This window comes from Paenibacillus qinlingensis (assembly GCF_013204845.1).
Classification (GTDB): domain Bacteria; phylum Bacillota; class Bacilli; order Paenibacillales; family NBRC-103111; genus Paenibacillus_E; species Paenibacillus_E qinlingensis.
Map to the genome: position 1 here is coordinate 192,689 of NZ_JABMKY010000008.1, position 17,543 is coordinate 210,231.

Annotated in this window: 15 protein-coding genes; 8 read left to right on the forward strand and 7 right to left on the reverse strand. The window is 43.4% G+C overall.

Going from position 1 to position 17,543, the window contains the following annotated elements; all coding sequences use genetic code 11:
• Positions 1-172: 172 nt before the first annotated feature.
• The gene (locus HQN88_RS17080) at positions 173-349 is read right to left on the reverse strand and encodes a hypothetical protein (RefSeq protein ID WP_173114430.1); all 177 of its coding nucleotides are present in this window, start codon (positions 347-349) and stop codon (positions 173-175) included.
• Between the two features lie 481 nt (positions 350-830).
• On the opposite strand from HQN88_RS17080, the gene HQN88_RS17085 reads away from it, so the two are divergent.
• From HQN88_RS17085 to HQN88_RS17100, 4 genes are all read left to right on the forward strand, one after another.
• Positions 831-1,646 (forward strand): AraC family transcriptional regulator, encoded by an 816-nt coding sequence (locus HQN88_RS17085; protein ID WP_173114432.1) that lies wholly within the window; start codon positions 831-833, stop codon positions 1,644-1,646.
• Positions 1,643-2,449, forward strand: a complete 807-nt coding sequence (locus HQN88_RS17090) for an ABC transporter substrate-binding protein (protein ID WP_173114435.1) — start codon at positions 1,643-1,645, stop codon at positions 2,447-2,449. Before HQN88_RS17085 ends, HQN88_RS17090 begins: the two co-directional genes overlap by 4 nt.
• A gap of 100 nt (positions 2,450-2,549) precedes the next feature.
• Complete coding sequence (locus HQN88_RS17095; RefSeq protein WP_173114438.1) at positions 2,550-3,545, forward strand: ABC transporter substrate-binding protein; 996 nt, start codon at positions 2,550-2,552, stop codon at positions 3,543-3,545.
• 23 nt (positions 3,546-3,568) lie between these two features.
• Complete coding sequence (locus tag HQN88_RS17100; protein WP_173114441.1) at positions 3,569-4,351, forward strand: (2Fe-2S)-binding protein; 783 nt, start codon at positions 3,569-3,571, stop codon at positions 4,349-4,351.
• A gap of 126 nt (positions 4,352-4,477) precedes the next feature.
• Here HQN88_RS17100 and HQN88_RS17105 read toward each other — a convergent pair whose 3' ends face one another.
• The 4 genes from HQN88_RS17105 to HQN88_RS17120 form a co-directional block, all read right to left on the reverse strand.
• Positions 4,478-5,716, reverse strand: a complete 1,239-nt coding sequence (locus tag HQN88_RS17105) for an MFS transporter (protein WP_173114444.1) — start codon at positions 5,714-5,716, stop codon at positions 4,478-4,480.
• Between the two features lie 183 nt (positions 5,717-5,899).
• A complete protein-coding gene (locus HQN88_RS17110) occupies positions 5,900-7,264 on the reverse strand; it encodes a hypothetical protein (protein WP_173114447.1) in 1,365 nt (454 codons plus the stop codon).
• A gap of 28 nt (positions 7,265-7,292) precedes the next feature.
• Positions 7,293-8,063, reverse strand: coding sequence for a DODA-type extradiol aromatic ring-opening family dioxygenase (locus HQN88_RS17115; RefSeq protein ID WP_173114450.1), 771 nt, complete (start codon positions 8,061-8,063; stop codon positions 7,293-7,295).
• An 8-nt stretch (positions 8,064-8,071) separates the two neighbouring features.
• Positions 8,072-8,731, reverse strand: a complete 660-nt coding sequence (locus HQN88_RS17120; RefSeq protein ID WP_173114453.1) for an alpha/beta hydrolase — start codon at positions 8,729-8,731, stop codon at positions 8,072-8,074.
• Positions 8,732-8,929: 198 nt separating this feature from the next.
• Between HQN88_RS17120 and HQN88_RS17125 the strand changes: the two genes are divergently transcribed.
• Positions 8,930-9,481, forward strand: a complete 552-nt coding sequence (locus HQN88_RS17125; protein WP_173114456.1) for a helix-turn-helix domain-containing protein — start codon at positions 8,930-8,932, stop codon at positions 9,479-9,481.
• A gap of 69 nt (positions 9,482-9,550) precedes the next feature.
• Here HQN88_RS17125 and HQN88_RS17130 read toward each other — a convergent pair whose 3' ends face one another.
• A complete protein-coding gene (locus HQN88_RS17130; RefSeq protein ID WP_173114459.1) occupies positions 9,551-12,259 on the reverse strand; it encodes a stalk domain-containing protein in 2,709 nt (902 codons plus the stop codon).
• Between the two features lie 118 nt (positions 12,260-12,377).
• The gene (locus HQN88_RS17135; RefSeq protein ID WP_173114462.1) at positions 12,378-13,988 is read right to left on the reverse strand and encodes an AraC family transcriptional regulator; all 1,611 of its coding nucleotides are present in this window, start codon (positions 13,986-13,988) and stop codon (positions 12,378-12,380) included.
• Between the two features lie 164 nt (positions 13,989-14,152).
• Between HQN88_RS17135 and nikA the strand changes: the two genes are divergently transcribed.
• Genes nikA through nikC form a run of 3 tightly spaced genes read left to right on the forward strand, consistent with a single transcriptional unit; the run spans position 14,153 to position 17,536 of the window.
• Positions 14,153-15,769: a nickel ABC transporter substrate-binding protein gene (nikA, locus tag HQN88_RS17140; protein ID WP_173114465.1), complete on the forward strand. Its 1,617-nt coding sequence runs from the start codon at positions 14,153-14,155 to the stop codon at positions 15,767-15,769.
• On the forward strand, positions 15,756-16,706 hold the full coding sequence (gene nikB / locus HQN88_RS17145) for a nickel ABC transporter permease subunit NikB (RefSeq protein WP_173114468.1): 951 nt from the start codon (positions 15,756-15,758) through the stop codon (positions 16,704-16,706). The genes nikA and nikB overlap by 14 nt, the downstream gene beginning before the upstream one ends.
• Positions 16,703-17,536, forward strand: coding sequence for a nickel ABC transporter permease subunit NikC (gene nikC, locus HQN88_RS17150; protein ID WP_420794181.1), 834 nt, complete (start codon positions 16,703-16,705; stop codon positions 17,534-17,536). The genes nikB and nikC overlap by 4 nt, the downstream gene beginning before the upstream one ends.
• Positions 17,537-17,543: the final 7 nt, after the last annotated feature.

The window sequence follows — 17,543 nt, forward strand, 5'->3', positions numbered from 1 at the left end:
TTTGTCACAGTATACTGTATATCAAATTTTTCTATTCATCTATTCAAAAGTTCTATCGTAGAAGGACTAGCTAAATCATTTCACAAAATATTTACCATAAAAAGGATCCTTCTTTTGTGAAATGGAAAATTAAACTACGGTAATCCGTTTCCCATTGAGGGTGTAACCCCCTTCATCCGAAATTTCCAAGCAGCCTATGATACTCATCAGTATGTAATTTCCCAGAACCCGCAGGCCCCATGATAGCTACAAATTCACCTTGCGAAATGCCATCCAGCGCTCGAATCGTCTCGCCACCCCTATAGTAAAATTTACTAACATGCTCAATTTGAATTAAGGCTGTCATCATCTTCGGCGCCATTATTTGAAGCCAAATAAATGAAGAATCCAATGCTCCAATCTAACAACTTGTCGCTTGCCTTTATAAAACTCATGGTACAGCTTCATGAGTGCCCGGTTCTCAATCCTTGATTCATAAGAACGACTAATGCCCAGTTCCTTCGAAATCTACCGCTGCGTATCTTTAACTACACCCCAAGCACTGTTTTAGTTGAAACATCTAAAATTACAAGCAACCATAACCTCTTTAGTGTTTTCGTTATTCAGTTCCCATCAAGATTCCCTCCCTAACCTAATGTAGTTCATAACTTTTTCACTACTTTTTTATTAAGATACCTTAAAATTGAAATGGCTTGTTGGTTCATTAAAATAATTACTCAATTTGTAAAGACGTTTCCCTCACGAACTTATATAATTAAGAACAATTAAGTACTAGATACCCTCCTCCCCCGCCCCCCGAATACGTATTGTGTAAGAAAGGATAATGAAAAATGAGAGATTGGAATTCAACCGAGTTGCTTGAAAATTTATTTTTTTCATCAATCCGAATTTATAGCAGTAATAAAAAACAGGATGAACACATTTTGAGTAAAAGAATCGTTCATCGATATGCCATCTGCCTAATAACTTATGGTACAGGTGTGCTCTCCATCAATGAAGTTACCCATATAGCGCGGGAAGGGGATATATTCATCTTGTCACCTGGGATGATTGTCGAGGGCACGTCCCAAGGCTTGAATCCGATTTACTATTCAGTTATCTTCTTCTCTTACTTGCTAATAAAGAAACATCGTAAAGAATGGCGCATGGAGCAACCCTATTTCCCAATCAGCGGAAAGCATCCAATATCCTCTCAAGATCACACGATCAAAGATATAATTGAACGTATCTTGGCCACGGGTAAGAACCGCCATATTCACGAGAAGATCGATTTGAAATACCAATTGCACAACCTACTTACTAAACTTATGGCAGGCACCAGTTCACAAGAGAGCGAACCTGAGACACCAATTGGCATGGAACATGCACTCGCATTCATAAACGAGAACTATACGAAGGAACTTAAAATTGGTCAGCTAGCGCAAATTGCAGGCTATAGTATCAATCATTTTACAAGAACCTTTAAGCATCTGATGAAAATGACACCAACGGAATATTTTTTACAACAGCGTATCCGAAAAGCAAAACAACTGCTTTTTTCTCCAGTGAAAATCAAAGAGGTGGCTCAACAAGTCGGTTATAAAGACGAGCATATTTCAGTAGAGCTTTTAAGAAAGAGGCCGGTGTCGCTCCTACCATATACATGAAAGACCAAAATCGTCGAATTGCCGCGCTGTACTATGGCCTTGATGATTATCTCATGACGCTTGGTCTTCATCCTGTTGCTGTTCTGTCCTATCAATACCGGGTATCCCAAAGTTATCCTGTTCCTTCGTTTGAATCCATAAATCAGGACGCCGTCCGTCTGGAAAGCATTAAACTGAATTATGATAAGCTGATTCAAACCAAGCCCGACTTCATCCTGACCAGCGATCGTTTGGAAATGGACGATACATTGAAACGTATAGCACCTACGATCGTGTTAAGGCACTCGAATGATTATGATCAACTGTTGACCTATTTAGCTGGGATTTTGGGTAAAGAATCGCAGGCGGTGTCCTGGAAAGATACATATGCCGAACACAGAAATAGGCTTCAACATAAAATCACAACAAAATGGGGTTCTCAAACCGCATATTATATCCGAGTTAGTTCTGGTTTCTATCGTATTTATGGCACGCTCAATCAGACTGGAACGCTGCTCCATCATGATCTTGGTCTGATGCTTCCAGCCGAATTCCCACGTACGGAATGGGCGATCGATTTTCAACTATCCGAATTAAAGCTGTTTAATCCGGATCATATTTTTTTAATGACGGATCCTACGGAAAGTGCTAGACAGCGGCTGCAGCAGCTTATGTTATCTGAGGAATGGTTAGCTTTGGATGCGGTAAGAAAACATCAAGTTTACGATGCAAGCGATTTGCTCTTCAAAACGTTAGGACCAACTGGTCGACTATGGGCAATGAATCAAGTTGCAGATCACTTACAGATCGATAAGGTGAAATAGTTCAAGGGAATACAGTGAGATAATCCATTGAGCAAGTCTATGCACCCTTTTATAATGATAATGATTATTATTATTATTTAGGGAGGAAGAAGGAAGACGCATGCTTAGGAACAACTATATGGGATGGATCATGTCCATCATTCTCGTACTTGTATTGTCGGCTTGCGGTGCCGATACAGGAAAAAGCCAACAAACTCAATCGAGTGCAAGCCCGGCTTCACCTGTAGCTACACCAGCAGCTCCGTCGACGAGAACTATCAACCACTTGAAAGGTACAACGGTTATTCCCGCAAAAATCAATAAGATTGTTGTTCTTTCAGCTGCCTATATCGACCATTTGTTAACTATTGGCGAAAAGCCGGCTGGCGTAAACAATGAAGTCCGCTATGGTGGAGATTACCTGCCTTATTTAGCTAAACAACTGCAAGGTGTTACGCTGGTTGGATCAGCTGACAAGCCTAATCTCGAAGCTATTTTGGAAATAAAGCCAGATGTCATTCTCGTTGAGAGCCGTACCGCCGCTACCACTTATGATCAACTTCAAAAAATCGCACCAACGATTGTGATGGGGAATGAATGGCAGGAGTATGAGAGCGACGTTAACTTTTGGAAAAAAGATATCCTGATGATCGCTGAGATGTATGACAAAGTCGATGTAGCCAAAGCGAAAATTGCCGAACTCGAGCAAAAGGTAGCGAAAGCACGTGAGCAAATTAAAACATTACCCAACAAGAATATGGCTTACTTGCGCGTTAGAGAAAAGAATCTTCAGCTTTATGCGCAAAATGGGCATCCGACCAACGTGTTGCTCTATAACGATCTAGGATTTACACCGACTGCACTTACGCCTAAAGATAAACGCGTTGACTTATCTATGGAAAAAATTCCTGATATCAATGCCGACTTTGTTTTATTAGAAACAGACCCTAACGCTAACGACTTTTTAAAAAACTTAAAAGCAAGCCCTCTGTGGAAAAATACCCCGGCCGTTATGACAAACAAAATTTATGAAACAGACTCCTTCTGGCTATTTAAAGGATGGGGTGTCATCGGACGTGGGGAAATTATTGATGAAATCATGAAAATTATTAAGTAATGATGACCAATGAGGATACAAGCATGGATGATCTCACTTCTTCCTTGCGAAAATATTTCGTAACAACGCTCCGCGACTACGAAAAATCGTCTTACTCCTATTCAGTGATGAGTCTATTGGAGGAAGATTCCATAGCTCACATCCTGAGCGTACAGTCTGCCCAATTGGGAAATCCTAAACGCATTGTAATAGGTACCTTATTTGCAAAACGATATTCTGTTTTCCTTATGGGACTCCTTGCAGCGGCAAGCCTTCACGATACTTTGATCTCGGCATACCCTAAACACGTCCGATTTCGTATAACGCAAGGCGGTGCTATGGCGTACGAGACAGAAATTATGAAAGGATACTCGCTGCCAGCGTGTCCTGTTCTTGAGCGTGATCTCCAATTTAGTGAATATGTCCAACTTCTGCAAACTCATACAGCACCGCTTTTTCAATCCGTAGCCCTGCATACTGGAACTAACATCAAGGTGATGTGGGCACTAGTTTCGCATAACCTGCAACAACTCTATATCCGATTGGAGTCCGATCAGAAGCATTGGCAAACCGAGCACCGCTTAAAACTCATACGAAGAGATCGAGTTCTCTTGTTCGAACCGCTACATGGCAATCTGTTAGCAGTTAAACTGCGCGTTTTCAAGCACCCGGATTGGCATGGCCCAGACTTCTATTTACGGCCATACTGTTGCTTAGCTTATCAAATTGATTCTAGCGCAGAGACTCGTGATTATTGCACAACCTGTCCTAAACTAGATTCAGAAGAAAGAATGCATCTGCTAAATTCTTCAGATAACCCGCAGTAATAAGATGAACAAAAGAGGCTCCAATGGAGCCTCTTTTGTCTTTCCCCTAAACTGCATAAGAACTGATTGATCCTAACTGGTTCCCTATATGTACATAGATTTTAGTTAACGTCTTGTTTTTATGAGTTAGATGACTTCTTTTCTCTTATACAAATGTACGTATAAAATAAGTCCGGTTATGGCACATAATGCTGCACATAATCCAATAAAGCCGTAGCCAGCTTGAAGTCCTCGAAGCAAGCTTGTTGGCGAATCCTCACCAACCATATGTTTAACGAGCCCCGTGATTCCCCCGATGAGATAATTGCCTATTACGCTGCCTATTCCCATCAACGTTACCGTAAATGTAATAACCGTATCACTACCCTTCGGATATCGCTTGGCAATAAAAGCCATTACTGTTGGATAAATCATCGCAATGCCTATACCCGAAGCAGCAAACAGGAACGCGACACTTTCACCACCTAATATGGCAAATAAAGTGCATATCGCGGAAAATCCTGAAGAAATAATAAGAGATAATACAAACCCTATCCGGTCTGTTAGTGGACCAAGAATTAGTCGGGCCATCGCAAAGCATAAGAAAAAGATCGACAACATACCGGAAGCATTAACCGTATCCCAGCTATAAGCTTTCTCCAGGAAGTTAACGAGCCAGCCGCCTACGGCCAATTCGGATACAACGCCAAAAGTAAGCACCAGCACCATTAACCATAATACCCGGTCTTTTAACAAAACTTTTAAAGGAATACGATCTTCATGTGAGATGTCATCTCCCGGGAACTTACTGAACAGTGCAATTACAATCGGGATCACAGACAATAGCAGCATCACCAGGTACATCCCGCGCCAATCCAGTGTGTGGCCAGCAATCGTCACTTTCATAAGGCCAGTTGCAATAAGTGGAGCGACAGTTGAACTTAAGCCGTAAAAGCCATGCGTCATATTCATCATCATGCCCGTGTTTTTCACGAAAATCCGAGCGCTTAGAATCGCGAGGCCAATCTCTAACATCCCATTGCCGATATACATCAGGAAATACGATGCCGAGAACAACGTATAGTAATGGGAGAAATAAATAAGGATACCAGATCCAGCCATAGAGGCGAACGCGGCGACAGTGACCCATTTAATCCCCCATTTTTTGGTCAAATAAGCTGTAAATGAACAGGCTATCAAATAACCTAGGGCATTCAAAGATAATAAAGTGCCGAGCTGGGATTCATTCAACATAAAGTCGAATTGAATACGTGGGATTGCTGGACCTTTAATATTTTCCGAGAACCCGAAGATGACAAATCCAATAAAAATGGTTGCCAGCTGCATGGCGTAAATTTTATTGAACTTGCTTACATTTTTTTTCATTCTTGGTGTACTCCTAGCTTGTTATTTTTTCTGGATTCCATGCATGTGATGTAACAAAGCATAAGCCAATATTCTATCAAATGGAATTTTTTTTTATTACATAAAATTTTAAAGGCGCATTCACCACAAAAGTGAATGCGCCCTAGCTATTCAAGCCACTGTTCTTTCGCGTCTATCATATCCCTATCCCGACGACACAACAACCATCAAATAAATAATCAGCACGATCGCCATACAACCAGCGAATTTATAATTCGGCACAGTCACTTCAAATACCGGCTTCTTAAACAGACCAGCCAGCAAATTGTTCACGGCCGAGGCAGGTGATATGGGATTGGACAAGCTCCAACTTCCGAGCAGCAGCACGGCGAAATATATCGGACTAATCTGCACGCTCACCGGATCTATGCCACCAGCAAGAATGGTTACTGGCACGATCGGGTGAAGACCAATTAACGATGTTCCCGCAATTAGTGCCACTGTTAGTAGCGAGAATGTTAAGGATATCGACAAAGGGATATGCGCTAGCATTGCCGGAATCGAGGATCCGAACTTGGTTGCACCTATGGAACCGCTGAAGAAGCCAGCAGCCAAAAACAGGGTGATTTCCTTCTGCAAGGCAGGTAACGTGACGGTAACATGATTCTTCAACCCTTGTCTGTATACGGCCAACGATCCCTTAGCGATGCACCAAATTAGCGGAAACCATACAGCCGCTATACAAATTAACATCACCATCGGCAGCTCGACCAATCGCTCCAATAGGAATATGGCGATTATTGCGGTTATTAAGTATATGCCGAGCCCTACCGGGAAAACTGCACTCCTCAGCTTCTCAGCCTGTTCCTCTTGAGGTGGCTCCGGTTCTGTCTTCCGCAGCTCCCGGTAATCGACTGCCAAGCTTACTACAAGGCTTAGGAAGGCCAATCCAAGCAAATAAAGAAGTACGGAAGACCAAGCTAAATTAAGCGCCGAAGTTACAAGCGTCATCGCAGCAAAATAGGGCGACCATAGAATCGCCCCCGCAAATCCCCGGTTTAGCGCATTGGCAAGCAGCCTGGACATACCGGGTTGCGGCTTTACAAAAACCATTTGATATACGACAGGGATCGAACCCACGTTGATAAACACGCCCATGATCTGTGTAAGAAACTGCGTTCCTATGAATAAAGCTGCTTTGCTGCGAAAGTTTTCTTGGTAGAAACGTTTCAAGGCTTCGACGTATTCGGGAAGTCGGACTGGAATCCCAAACAGCGGTGCGAATATGAACAACGTAACGATCGTCACATTAATTTCCGCCGACTCAAACCAAACCGACGCCTCCACTTTTTGAAGCACCATAAGGACTATCCCTACAACCATAAAGAATACCGTCAGCCAGAGCGTTAACCCTTTAAGATTCGGTAACAATACTACGATTGCTAAAAAGACAAGACATCCCAGTACAGGAGTAAGCATCTCCAGCTCTGTAAGCTGCTGTACAATATAAACCGCGGCAATGGCGAATATGATGGATCTCTCCATTGCCGCTTTAACTGCGGATTTCATCCGATCCGCCCTCTTTCACTTAACATCATTAATTAAATTGCCAGCAGCTTAAACTTAAGTTGCCGTATTGATAGCTGCGGTGAAGCAGCTTCGCCTGGCGATTGGAGTCACCAGAACCCATTGCGAGGAACAGCGGAATAAAGTGTTCATTCGTTGGCACGGCTTCTGGGGCATGGGGAGCCAGTTCATGATATTGAAATAGCGCCTCAGTATCCCATGACTCTAGCTTATTCTGGAGCCAGTTATCGAACTGCTCAGCCCAAACATCGTTCCCTTCAGACTGCCAATTCAATCTTCTTAAATTGTGGACGGTTCCTCCACTCCCGATAATGAGAATATCCTGTTCCCTAAGTTCCGACAACGCTTTGCCAATTTGATACTGCTGCTCATTACTCAGATGACGATTCACGGATAGCGCAACAACCGGAATATCCGCTTCCGGATATAACAGCTTCAAAACCGCCCAAGCTCCGTGGTCAAGTCCTCTACTCTCATTCAGAACGCTCTGAATACCTTGTTTTTCAAACAGCGCTCGAACATGCTCGCTTAATGAACGATCGCTTTTAGCCGGGTAGGTCATCGTATAAAGTTCATCCTGAAACCCGCCAAAATCATAAATGGTATCATACGTTTCAGCCGCGCCGACCGTCTGTACCGACTCTTCCCAGTGAGCGCTAAAGAGCACGATTGCTTTTGGTCTAGGGGTCTGTTCCTTAAATTTCTTTAGTAGTTGTGTATATCCGTTATCCTCAAGTACGATCGATGGCGCGCCATGCGCGAAAAAATAGGAAGGCATCATATCCTTATTCACTCCTTAGTTGTCGTTAATCCAGCTTCTTGATTAAGCCAATTCAAGAAATCAAATTGGTTTTCCTCCGAAACCCCATGGTCCGTGGGGTATAAATGGAAACTTAGGCGTGGTGTCTGACCCTTGAAATACGCCGCTGTCTCGTGACCGATTCGAACCGGAAATACGGAATCATACTCGCCATGGGAAATAAACACTGATACGTCCTGCACACTTCGCAGTGGATACTCCTTCTTCACAAAGTCAGGAACGTACCCATTCAGCGCAACAATCCCGCTCAGCTCATCTCCCATCGTAAGTGCAAGTGTCATCGACAGAATAGCACCTTGGCTAAAACCAAGCAAATACCGTTGGCCTGGATCGATTGGATACTTTTCCGCCACATCGCGTATGAATGCTTGGAGTTCTTTAACCGCTTCGTCAAACATCTCACGAATCGGATTGCCGAGACTTTTCAAATCATAATACTGGTAACCCGCTCCAAGCCGTAAATTACCTCGAATACCGATGATGATGAAATCATCAGCCAACGGAGCGACCAAACCGAACATATTCTTTTCATTGGAGCCTTTGCCATGCAGGGTAAATATCACTGGATATTTCCTGTCTGGGTCCATTTTTGCCGGTAGTTGAACGTCATATTGATAAAATGGATTCATAATAATCCTCCTTAGATAGTAAGTTATGCTTTGTGTTTGTTCATAATAAGACGGTCGATAAGTATCAATCATAAATATTAGTAATAGAGAAATAAATTTTATACGACTAATTTAAAACGAAATACATTGACCTGTCAATATGAAAATTGCTAATATAAAATTATATTCTTTATTACTAATATTTAGAGGTGGATTAGGATGGATATCGGCTCCACGATACGAGCGATTCGCAAGAGAAAAAATATTACCATCGCTCAAATTTGCGAAGAAACCGGTTTGTCCCAAGGCTTCATGAGCCAAGTTGAAACGAATAAAACTTCCCCATCCATAGCAACGCTGGAAAATATAGCGCAGTCTTTGAATGTACCTTTAGCTTATTTGCTCCTAAAGAAAGAAGATCGCATGCATATTGTTCGAAAGAATGAGCGAAGAATCACAACAAGCGGCTCCGAAAATTTGAAGGTGGAGCACCTGAGCTCCACTAAGAACGTCAAAATGAGGCTTGTCGAATTCCCTCCAGGGAGTTCAACGGGAGACGTGCCTCATGCTCATGAAGGTGAAGAGGTTCATGTTGTTGTTAAAGGAAGCATATACGCAGAACAGGGAGAGGATACAGCTGAATTCGGAGAGGGCGATTCGTTCAGTTGGAACGCATGCACACCCCATGTGGTAAGAAATATAGGGGAAGATACGGCAATTGTTCTTATCGCCATTTATACAGAAAGCGACGGCGGACAAGAACTTCTCTAATAAAAGAATGATGACCCGTAAGATGGACACTTAGAACCAAGTGCCTCTTACGGGTCATTTCGTGATTGATTAATTCTCCAAAATTGGATCTGCCAGAATCAGATTAAGCAATCCTTTGCGATCGGACTTAAAGTTGATTTCCAGCCGCTTTACCCCCGTAACATTGAGATCGATCTCACGTGCTGCTTGACCGGAATGGATATTCTCAATCGTGGCAAGCACTTTGCCGTCTCCGCGGATTGTGATTGTTCCTGACGCTGTATCGGATATGCGGCTCTCGTCCGCACCGACTTTCGCTTTAAAACGAGCATATTCCCCGTTGATCATGACAGAGGCGGTCCCTCCTGTTGCGATATCAGGTGGATAAGCCTTGTCATGTAAATAGATCCCAAGTCCAGATGAATATCTAATGCCATTAATTGTGAAGACAGGCGCATGATTGGCGGTATTTTGCGTCAAGATATCCCATTTGTTGGTCACCATATGCGACTGTGCTTCGAAAAGTTTGGTCACAGTCAATTTGGTGAGCGGTGTTGCAGCTCCACTACGACTTGTTGTTCCTTTTCCATCGAGGTTCCATTTCGTCAGATGGGCGTCTACATTCACAGCATACATGACCCTGTCTGCGATGCTCGGCAGCGTCAATCTGCTCGTACCAATAACACGCCAAAGCTCACTTCCGGTGTTCGAGTCATAGGCCGCAAGGAGTGGGGAACGAGTGTCCTTGGCCGTTCCGCGATACACCATTAGGTCGCCCGCTAACATCATGTTATCTCCAAAATCATCATTCACATAATTCTCAATCTGACGGTTCCAAAGCTCCTTGCTTGTAGATAAATCAAGAGAAACGGCCCAATTGGTGCCATCCTTCTTCGCATAACTAACGATTAGTGCTTTGTCGGTTGCATCTGCTGATACGATGGAGCCCCCCAACTCTTTTCTCCACATAGCGGATTTCGTTTTCAAATCTAAGGCGTACACATAGCCTGTCAACGTGGTGAAATATAGCGTGTCGCCTTTTAAGTTAAAATAGTCCACGCGGTGATTGCGAAGATCGTATTCATCCGTAACAAAATCCAGCTTCCACTCCCACTCCTGAGTCCCGGTTTGCCGGTTCAGCGCAACAATTTTACCATCTGTGGCAGCGAGCAGCATATCATTGTAAGTGACAAAATCATACCCCATAAAATTCTCTTTCGTGTACGTCCAACGAATGTTTCCAGTGGCTTTATCAAGGGCCCGAACATGATTCCCATCTCGAAAATAAACCACAGATTCGTCCATAACCGGTATCGTTACAATTCCTGCAGGGACTTTCCATTTCATAGATCCCGTTTCAATATCGATCCTATAATTATTCTTTTCATCATTAAAATAAAGGGAATCCTTATCCGCTATAATCTTATATGCGTAATGCTCAATAGGGAACGACCAGAGCAAACGGCCATCTTGGGCAGAAACAGCATATACATACATCGAGTCGGCATAAAAAACCTTGCTTCCCGATACGAGGGGCCGTGTTTCGCTCGCGTTCCAGTCATGAGCAAACTTCAGGCCAGATTCCTTCGCTTTGAAGATCCAAGCAGGGTCGCTTGGTTTGGAAGATGTGGATGTTCCTTGGGATTGAGTAGACGGCTGCGCCGTCGATGTGGCCTTTTCCTCTGTCTGGATGGAGACCACACGTTTGATGTCATCCCAAATTACTTCCGCACCGAGAGACTCACTAATGAAACGAACTGGGACTAAAGTCGAACCGTTCACGAGTTGCGGCGATACGTCTAGTGTCATAGACCGTCCGTTAAGCCAGGCTTGCTTGGAGTCAATGGTCAGCTTGACAGCTGTTGCTCCTTTCACACCAATGACCGATCGTTCTCCCCCGTTCCAAGTCACTTTCGCTCCTAAGGCCTCGAAAATAGCTCTCATCGGTACGAAGGTGCGTCCGTCGATCAAGAGGGGTTCCTGTCCGTCCATTTTCAGTTTGTTACCGTTAATTTCAACTGTAATCGGCGGCGTTTTATCATATTTAACCTTGACCCCATTACTTTCTAAGTACTTCATGACACCAAGTCCGAGTTCATCCAGTGGATTCCCCTGTGCATAGGCGGTCTCTAGATTCTTTACCATCAAGAGAGGCGACACGTCGTCTATCCGATTATTGGATACGTAGACATGTCGAAGACTATCCGACATCGTCAGGAGAAGCGTAATATCCTCTATCTGGTTATCTGCCGCGTCGAGCCAAACGAGTTTATGATTATACAGCGGCGATAAGTCCTTAATCTGATTTTCGGCAACAAATAATTCGGTCAAATTGGATAAGCCACTTAAAGGCGACAAATCCTGAATGGTTGCTCTTGATGCGCCTAAATGCTGAAGTTTCTTCAGATTTCGGAGCGGTGTTAAATCGGAAACCTGCGTCTGAGATATATCAAGAAAGGTTAGATTACTCAAATTTGCGATCGGCTGCAAATCAGTGATGGACTGATTGGAAACGATCAACTTGTTCAAGTTTTGAGCAAACTCCAGCCCTTTTAAGCTTGTGATCCGTTCGTTTCGGAAAGCGTAAATGGATGTCAACTTCAACAAGTCATCTTTCGTAAGAACGCCCTCATTTTTACCGATTGTTTGGCGTACGACCTTCTCTAGATTTGCATCTTCAATCAGTGAGTCTTGTGCACTGGCCATTTGGACTGGCAGCAAAGCCGAGATCAACAACGCAAAGACTACACAGAACGCTAATAGCCTATTTTTCATGATACTTACTGGTATAAAAAGCATGAAATTTCCCCTCTTTACAATGGTTCTATAATACTAGCGACTATTATACCAATTACAGGGATTTGTGAACAGAAATTTACAACCTCCATAAGATTAGGCGCTTTGCCATGTAAAGATACTACATAGACCTGATAATGCGCGGCAATAAAGGGAGAAGTCGATCCATCGTAATCGGATCATCAAAATTCCATTTGCCTTCTAATATATGAACGTTATCTTCCCTCATGGATTTCCAGTAGGGATGATTAGTTACGCTCTGTGCCATAAGCTTGGAACGTTCATACTCATCCACGAGCAGAAACAGATGGTCAGCCTCGTAATCCTTGATCATTTCGGGCTCAATTGCGAAAAATGGAATGCTCCTAGCAATCAAATCTTTCACTGGGTCAGAAGGCTCGAAAGCTAAAGGATGATATAGGGTTATTGCTATACCTCTCATTCCCATGACATAGATAACACCATCATTCACGACGAAAATGGTAGCTTGCTTCCGTTTGTCCATTGGATAGGTAAACAGCCGCTTCCATATCTCGTTGGATCTCTGCTCATAGCTCTCTACCCAATTTCGCGCTTCGTTGGTTCTACCGAATAGATCAGCTACCTTCAAAAGCCGATCATATGTATGCTCAAACCGATCAATTGCTACGATGGGAGAAATATTGGACAGCTTATCTATCCAATCCATCCGGAAACCACTATATACAATGAGATCGGGATTCAACGCTTTAACCTTACCAGGTTCACCTAAAAGCCCGACATCAGCTATGTTGTTCAATTCCTCGCGATAGACTACTTTTTTGCCAACTACCGTCATATCCGCACCAATCGGCTTGATGCCGAGAGCCAATAAATCACCAAGTACTGCCCCCACTGCCACAACTCTTGTGAAAGGGGTCGAACCTCGCTCATTTGTTATCAGTTTATTGCTTTTAGTGCGGACATATTGTTTGGGCGTCATCCCCGTCTCATGCCGAAACTTGCGGGAAAAATAATATTCGTCCTTAAAACCGACTCTGCGCGCAATTTCACGTAAAGGGTCATCCGTTTGGAGAAGAAGCTCCTTGGCCCTGTTAATGCGCACCTCAGTCAAATATTCAAGCGGTTTTTTGCCAATTAACGACTGAAACAAATCACTGTATTTCCAACGGCCAACACCTGACATCCGCAATAGCATCTCAACCGTAATTTCCTCCCGGTAGTTGTGATTGAGATAGTTGATCGTTTGTTGAACAGCTGATGTGGCATCGGTGAAAGAATGCATGGTTTGGACATTTTCCATAAGAAGGACAAGAAGCTCTTGCAGATGAATCTGCTGCTTACAACGTTCTACGAACTCATGTCTCAATGTATCGCTAGCTCGATGAGCTACCTGTTCAAGCAAATCCACCAGTCTCGACAAAGGCATCACATCGATCTTCGTCTCGTAAGGAATACAGGGCCCAATATCAATGGATGGCTCTTTTTCTCCTATTCCATAGGCATGGAAGCGAATTATATACACAGCTCCAAGCAGATCACTTTCGCCGTTAATCTCTATTTCTGCCTTGTCCCCTGGGGCCAAAAGCATACAAGATCCTTGATCCGCATACAGAATATGCCCGGCCAGACGAAGATTGCCCCCCATCCGAGCAAAGCAAATGATCCGATGACCATGACTATCCGTGGGAATAACCAACTTGGCGGACAACAAGTCTATGATTTTAACCTCTACTATATCGTATATATACATGTCAAGGTCCCTTCCTTCTCCGTCCATGCCTGCTAGTATTTAGGGATACCACGCTCTATTTTGTCCAATAAAAAAACAGTTGTTTCTCCATTGTTAATTGTAGCAAAAAAAAATATTATTATCGAGTATGATAATCATTATCAATGAAAAGGGGAATTACTTAGATGATCCGCAAAAAATCAACTCGCTTCTTACCAAAAGTAGCTGTGCTATTAGCATTGCTTATTACTGTATTAGGCTGCTCAAAGACAGAGCCAGCAACCAACACTAGCACGGCTTCCCCCCAAAAACCAAAGGAAATCACCGTTTCCTGGATGAGGGATTTGGGCCCATCGAACCCTCATGCCTACTATCCTAATCAATTATTTTCACAGTCCATGATTTACGAGCCGCTTGTCAGCTATAACGAAGGTGGAGAGCTTAAGCCTTATCTTGCCGAGTCATGGAATATTTCAACGGATGGCAAAGAATACACCTTCAAACTTCGCAAAAACATTAAGTTCTCGGATGGTACGCCATTTAACGCTGCTATTGTGAAAAGAAATTTCGATGCCATCATGAAAAACAAAAGCACGCACAGTTGGCTTGGCATAGCAAAGATGTTGGAAAAAACGGAGATTGTTGACGAGCAAACGGTTAAGTTAACTCTCTCTGAACCGTATTATCCAGCATTACAGGATTTGGCGACAGTAAGACCTTTCCGCTTCCTTGGTGAAGCCGGTTTCCCAGAAGGCGATGATACCCTTAAAGCTCTAAAAGCACCGATAGGTACAGGACCGTGGATGATTACGGAGTACAAACAAGATCAATACACCGTATTCACTAGAAACCCCAATTATTGGGGTGAGCAGCCCAAGATTGATAAGGTAACGGTTAAAATCATTCCTGACAGTGAAACACGTGTACTAGCTTTTGAAAAAGGCGAACTGGATATGTTATTTGGCGAAGGAGCGATCAGCCTCGATGCCTATAAACAACTACAAAGCACCGGCAAATATGGAACAGCTCTCTCGGATCCGGTAGGTACTAGAAATATTATGTTGAACACCTCTAACGATAAACTTGCGGATCAACGAGTCCGTCTTGCTCTTCAACATGGCTTGGATAAACAGAGCATCGTAGATGGTATTACAGGCGGTGTGGAACAAAAAGCCGATTCTCTTTTATCGAACAACTATCCGTATGTGGATTTGAAAGTTAACCCGATGGATTACAGCAAAGCCAAAGCAATGGCATATTTAGATGAAGCCGGTTGGAAAATGGCTCCAGGACAAACAATTCGGGAAAAAGATGGCAAAAAATTAGAGTTGCAATTAGATTACGATAACACCGACCCGATACAAAAAGTAATGGGAGAAGCTGTACAAGCAGCTTGGGGGGAGATTGGCGTTAAACTGAACATCACTGGTGTAGAATTAACTACAGCAACTAAGCTGCTCAGAGAAGGAAAGTTTGACGTTCGTTTCTGGTTTAATTCCGGTGTTCCTTATGATCCACATACACTTGTTAATGCTGTGAAAGAACCGAGCTTTGGTGTGGCTGAAGCCCATTCACGCATTCCTATGAAGCAGGAATTGGACAAGAAAATACAGACAGTACTTGCCTCTACGAATGAAGTTGAACGTAAAAAGCTCTATACGGAAATTTTGACAACTTTGCATGAGCAGTCCGTCATCGTACCGATTTCTTATATTAAACAAACCGTTGTGTACAATAAATCCTTATCCAATGTTAGCTTCCCAGCAAGTCGTTGGGATCACCCTTTCAATGGAATTAAGTAGCTATATTGGGAAGCGACTGTTCGCCATTATTCCTTTGATCATTTTCGCTACATTGCTCACATTTATCTTAATTCAGCTTTCGCCGGTGGACCCGGCGGAAGCTTATTTCTCCGCTTCGCATATTCAACCGACGGAACAACTTCTTGCCGAGAAGAGACATGAACTCGGGCTGGATCAGCCGCTTTATATACAATATTGGCAATTGTTAACTCAAATCGCCAAACTTGATTTTGGAACATCCTATCTGTCCAATAAACCTGTATGGGACGAGGTCGCGATGCGACTTCCAGCCACCTTACAGCTTGCATGTAGCAGTATCATTATAACGATTGTTGTCAGCATAGGACTTGGGTATTGGTCCGCTGTTTACGCCAATAGCTGGATTGATTATTTCAGCAGGGCGCTTTCCTATTTTGGCGCGTCCATCCCACAATTTTGGCTCGGCTATTTATTGATCTTTTTCTTCGCTGTCCAATTGGATTGGTTACCTGTGAATGGGATGGGAAGCTGGAAGCATCTCGTCCTGCCTTCATTAACCCTGTCGTTTGCTCTTATCGCTGTCTATAGTCGACTTTTGAGGGCAAGTATTTTGGAGCAATTGCAAGAAGTGTATGTGTTGTATGCCAGAACCCGTGGTATTCATGAAGGAGCAATTATGTTTAAACATGTGATGAAGATTGCCATTTCTCCTATTATTACTGGCTTAGGAATGAATTTCGGCAAGCTGCTCACGGGTACGATTATTGTCGAGCAGGTGTTTTCATGGCCTGGAATAGGCAGGTATTTTATTGAAGCCATCTTTAATCGAGATATGCCAGTCGTTCAATGCTATGTGCTTCTCGCTGCATGCGCGTTCCTACTTTGCAACCTGATCGTAGATATATTTCAAATGTATATGGATCCTCGAATTTCTTTGAAAGGAAGAAGCGATCGGTGATGAAACCTATGAAGAATGTTCTCTCAGGTAAGAAGACCATCATCGCGTGCACTTGCTTCCTGCTGCTTTGTTTCTTAATCACAATTCTAGCACCTTACCTTGCACCGCATGATCCAATCAAGGTCAATCTAGCATTGAAGCTACAGCCACCTTCATCTGATTATTTATTAGGTACAGATCATCTAGGGCGTGATCTATTATCCCGACTGCTGTACGGAGCTCGCATATCATTAGGCTTAGTCTTCCTCGTATTTATTTTATCATTAACGATAGGATTAATCGTTGGAACCGTGGCGGGGTACCAAGGCGGATGGATCGATACCTTACTCATGCGCTTCTGTGATGGTGTCATGGCTTTTCCTAACCTTGTACTTGTCCTGGGAATTGTAGCGATGCTAGGTCCCGGTATCATGCAGATCGTGTTTGCCCTACTTCTTGTTCAGTGGGTAACCTATGCTCGGATGTTTCGCGGCCTTGTTGTCAGCTTAAGAGAACGCCAGTTTATTACGGCTGCCATCATAAGCGGGTCATCACCATGGACCATTATGAGGCAACACATCATTCCCAACGTTCTGCCCCCCATTGTCGTTATCGGGACACTTGAGATTGGTTGGGCGATTATGGATATTTCTGCGCTGTCTTTCCTTGGATTAGGCATTCAGCCGCCTACCCCTGAGTGGGGTGCAATGATTCATGAGGGCAAGAGCTACATTCGGAGTCATCCCGGACTGATGATGTATCCTGGATTTTTCATTTTACTTGTCGTGATTAATTTCAATCTGCTCGGTGAAGCGCTATCGAATAAATTTGGGATAAAAAAACGTTTTTAAACAAGGA

Coding starts and splice junctions, on each gene's coding strand:
- HQN88_RS17080 (WP_173114430.1), bottom strand. CDS start 349: ATGATGACAGCCTTAATTCAAATTGAGCATGTTAGTAAATTTTACTAT.
- HQN88_RS17085 (WP_173114432.1), top strand. CDS start 831: ATGAGAGATTGGAATTCAACCGAGTTGCTTGAAAATTTATTTTTTTCA.
- HQN88_RS17090 (WP_173114435.1), top strand. CDS start 1,643: ATGAAAGACCAAAATCGTCGAATTGCCGCGCTGTACTATGGCCTTGAT.
- HQN88_RS17095 (WP_173114438.1), top strand. CDS start 2,550: ATGCTTAGGAACAACTATATGGGATGGATCATGTCCATCATTCTCGTA.
- HQN88_RS17100 (WP_173114441.1), top strand. CDS start 3,569: ATGGATGATCTCACTTCTTCCTTGCGAAAATATTTCGTAACAACGCTC.
- HQN88_RS17105 (WP_173114444.1), bottom strand. CDS start 5,716: ATGAAAAAAAATGTAAGCAAGTTCAATAAAATTTACGCCATGCAGCTG.
- HQN88_RS17110 (WP_173114447.1), bottom strand. CDS start 7,264: ATGAAATCCGCAGTTAAAGCGGCAATGGAGAGATCCATCATATTCGCC.
- HQN88_RS17115 (WP_173114450.1), bottom strand. CDS start 8,063: ATGATGCCTTCCTATTTTTTCGCGCATGGCGCGCCATCGATCGTACTT.
- HQN88_RS17120 (WP_173114453.1), bottom strand. CDS start 8,731: ATGAATCCATTTTATCAATATGACGTTCAACTACCGGCAAAAATGGAC.
- HQN88_RS17125 (WP_173114456.1), top strand. CDS start 8,930: ATGGATATCGGCTCCACGATACGAGCGATTCGCAAGAGAAAAAATATT.
- HQN88_RS17130 (WP_173114459.1), bottom strand. CDS start 12,259: ATGCTTTTTATACCAGTAAGTATCATGAAAAATAGGCTATTAGCGTTC.
- HQN88_RS17135 (WP_173114462.1), bottom strand. CDS start 13,988: ATGTATATATACGATATAGTAGAGGTTAAAATCATAGACTTGTTGTCC.
- nikA (WP_173114465.1), top strand. CDS start 14,153: ATGATCCGCAAAAAATCAACTCGCTTCTTACCAAAAGTAGCTGTGCTA.
- nikB (WP_173114468.1), top strand. CDS start 15,756: ATGGAATTAAGTAGCTATATTGGGAAGCGACTGTTCGCCATTATTCCT.